The following is a 2,500-nucleotide window of genomic DNA, read 5'->3' as shown; positions in this document are numbered from 1 at the left end:
GAAAGAACTCGAAACAAACATCGCGTCTCTAGGCAAACCGGCCCGCCGCGCATGCGGCTCCTCAATGCCAATCGCCACGCCCTCATGGAATCGCCCATCAAGGGATTGCTGCCGGATTCCCGAAATCGGGCAACGCCAGTTATAGGCTTCCGCAACCGAATGAAAAAAGCCGGACGTCACGGGACAAGGTCTCGCCGCACCCAAGACATAGTCAGAAACAAAGGCCGCTTGCCCTTCGGCCGCCACGCTCATGGGCGTGGTCGCGGGCTGAACAAACTCCAGATCGGGGGCCGAAATCAATGCCAGATCGTCGTCCATAAGGGTATCGAGCAAATAGGGGGCGAACAAACGATCCGATTCAGGGTCACCCTCGGTAACGATCGCGACAGGTTCATTGAGCCAGCGGATGTTTTCGAACCCGAAAAGCACCGATTGATCGTTTGACCGCCAATCGGCGAATCGCCCAACAGCAAGGACGCTCCATATTCCCGGCACGACGGAGTGTCCGAATAGCACCTCTTCCCCGATTCGGTCGGCAGCGATTTCCACATAGTGACCCAATGGGCGTTGAAGCTGGAAGGCCTCACTCACCTGGTCGCCAGGATCAATTCTGAAAATAAGCTTTGTCATGACGCATCCCTCAAGTTCTTTGACGTAGAGGAGACTACTTCTCTTTCTGCCGCGTCGCAGTTCGGGCAACTACGTACAGTTATCACCTTATGCTCGAGCGCAACGACGCCGCGCGGGCCTTTCAGGAGTGGGCCAAGCGCTCTGGACGCGATCCCGCATTCGGCCTGTGACCTGTGCCCCCGGCTCACGGCCCACATTGGCGAATCGCCATCTGGGGCCTGCAGTCCCCTACACCTCTGATCCTCAGATACGGCTCAACGCCTCACGTCTATTAGTTTGTCTATCTGACAAAACTTGGATGTCCCCCTGATCATCTCACCGGCTAGTGGGTTCGATGAGCGCGCTTGGCCTGGTGCCGGAGTGCGCTTTGCAGGCCGCTCTCATGGCGCATAGGGGCATCAGATTGGGTCACTGCCCTGTAGTTCCACCTCGTGATCGTCGGCGCCTTCGGCCTTCATATGAGAAAGCCGGGCGGTGATCCATGCCCCGCCCTGGCTCAGGGCTGAATCGGCGATGATGGCAGCGGCTTGGAGCACCGAGGTCGGGGGGCTAGCCGTTTCGATTGGGCGATTGGCATCGAGATGGCCATAAGGACTGTGTCGCATGGCTTGGGAGGCTGTTGCGACCCGTTGCTTTGCGCCCCACGATTGTCTGGGCCTTTAAACGCAAGAACCCCGCTGCATTTCTGGGGCGGGGGCTTTTCATTTGCTTTCGAGCGACGGTTTGGTGTGGTTGCTAGACTTGGCGACGACCTACTTTCCGGGGCCTTGCTGTGCTCGCCGCTATCGCAACGGCAGTGTTGGCGTTGTTAGGCGCCTTGATGGCTTGCTCGGTTTGTTTGGGACTGGGTGGTCTTATTGGAACGCAAAAAGCCCCCGGGGTGACCGGGGGCTTTTTGTGATTGTGTATTGAGAAGGGTTTTCCAGCGGGTTTTATAGATCTGGCGGCGACCTACTCTCCCGTGCCTTAAGACACAGTACCATTGGCGCTGAAGTGTTTAACGGTCGAGTTCGGAATGGGATCGGGTTCTGGGCACTTCGCCATAGCCACCAGATCGATAAAACTCGCTGGGGAAACTGGTCTTTATTGATCTGCAACACGTTTGGGTGTTGCGGTTATAGGTAAATGAGAACGATCAAGCCGATCGAGCTATTAGTACTGGTAAGCTTCACACATTGCTGCGCTTCCACACCCAGCCTATCAACGTGGTGGTCTTCCACGGCTCTGATAGGGAATACTGGTTTTGAGGGAGGCTTCCTGCTTAGATGCTTTCAGCAGTTATCCCGTCCGAACTTAGCTACCCTGCACTGCGGCTGGCGCCACAACAGGTCCACCAGAGGTTCGTCCATCCCGGTCCTCTCGTACTAGGGACAGCTCCTCTCAATATTCCAACACCCACGGCAGATAGGGACCGAACTGTCTCACGACGTTCTAAACCCAGCTCACGTACCACTTTAAACGGCGAACAGCCGTACCCTTGGGACCTGCTCCAGCCCCAGGATGTGATGAGCCGACATCGAGGTGCCAAACGATGCCGTCGATAAGGACTCTTGGGCATCATCAGCCTGTTATCCCCGGCGTACCTTTTATCCGTTGAGCGATGGCCCTTCCACGCGGGACCACCGGATCACTATGACCGACTTTCGTCTCTGCTCGACTTGTCAGTCTCGCAGTCAGGCAGGCTTATGCCATTGCACTCAACGACCGATTTCCGACCGGTCTGAGCCCACCATCGCGCGCCTCCGTTACTCTTTGGGAGGCGACCGCCCCAGTCAAACTACCCACCACACGCTGTCCCGGGTACTGTTATACCGCGGTTAGACATCCATGACGATAAGGGTGGTATCTCACATTGCGGCTCCATGAGAAC

2 protein-coding genes and 2 rRNA genes (2 of these 4 cut by a window edge) are annotated in these 2,500 nt (G+C 56.8%); all 4 read right to left on the bottom strand.

The genetic code is table 11. The features are described 5' to 3' along the window. Positions 1 to 630 carry the 5' portion of a hypothetical protein gene (locus V6617_RS03425; RefSeq protein WP_338609108.1) on the bottom strand. It extends 195 nt beyond the left edge of the window, so 630 of the gene's 825 nt are visible here — the first part of the coding sequence; it begins with the start codon at positions 628 to 630; its stop codon lies beyond the left edge, outside the window. 398 nt (positions 631 to 1,028) lie between these two features. Beyond that, positions 1,029 to 1,235, bottom strand: coding sequence for a hypothetical protein (locus V6617_RS03420; RefSeq protein WP_338609107.1), 207 nt, complete (start codon positions 1,233 to 1,235; stop codon positions 1,029 to 1,031). 333 nt (positions 1,236 to 1,568) lie between these two features. After that, a 5S ribosomal RNA gene (gene rrf, locus V6617_RS03415) occupies positions 1,569 to 1,684 on the bottom strand. 77 nt (positions 1,685 to 1,761) lie between these two features. Next, positions 1,762 to 2,500, bottom strand: a 23S ribosomal RNA gene (locus tag V6617_RS03410) (it continues 1,991 nt past the right edge of the window).

The sequence above is a fragment of the Pelagibacterium nitratireducens genome (assembly GCF_037044555.1).
GTDB lineage: Bacteria > Pseudomonadota > Alphaproteobacteria > Rhizobiales > Devosiaceae > Pelagibacterium > Pelagibacterium nitratireducens.
The sequence above is the reverse complement of the archived record's forward strand: the minus strand, read 5'-3'. Positions and strand labels throughout refer to the sequence as shown.

Bases quoted from the DNA above. Each gene is read 5' to 3' on its own strand.
- V6617_RS03420 (WP_338609107.1), bottom strand. From the start codon at position 1,235: ATGCGACACAGTCCTTATGGCCATCTCGATGCCAATCGCCCAATCGAA.